Source organism: Proteus sp. LHD240705, assembly GCF_047921555.1.
In the GTDB taxonomy this organism is placed as follows: Bacteria; Pseudomonadota; Gammaproteobacteria; order Enterobacterales; family Enterobacteriaceae; genus Proteus.
Window position 1 is genome coordinate 1 of record NZ_JBLRMI010000052.1, and the last position, 321, is coordinate 321.

Sequence of the window (321 nt, forward strand, 5' to 3'; positions counted from 1 at the left end):
GCCTGTATGCCCATAACAAACTGTTAGAACACCCGCCACATCACGATAAGGTTCATAACGCACACCTTCAAAATGGGCTATTACTACTAACGCGATTGCTGTGGCTCCCGCTGTTGTTAGCGCAGCTATTTTCTGTTTGAGAGACATTAAATATCCTTTGGCGCTTTCACCATTAATTCAGCAAGCCTTTTTAGGGTTTCAGTTGGGTTTTGTGGGTCAATATGTTGAACAAGCTCTTCAAATAATTGAGTGCGTTTTCGCTGTTCTCGACGAGTCATAAAATAAGTAGCTAAACCCAGAACCATGCTAAACGCCATCCCA

General features: G+C 43.0%; 1 protein-coding gene. It reads right to left on the reverse strand.

What is annotated here, in order from left to right; all coding sequences use genetic code 11:
• A partial coding sequence (locus ACNART_RS17980; protein WP_409339577.1) for a glycoside hydrolase family protein occupies nucleotides 1–147 on the reverse strand: 147 nt, incomplete at its 3' end.
• Nucleotides 148–321: the final 174 nt, after the last annotated feature.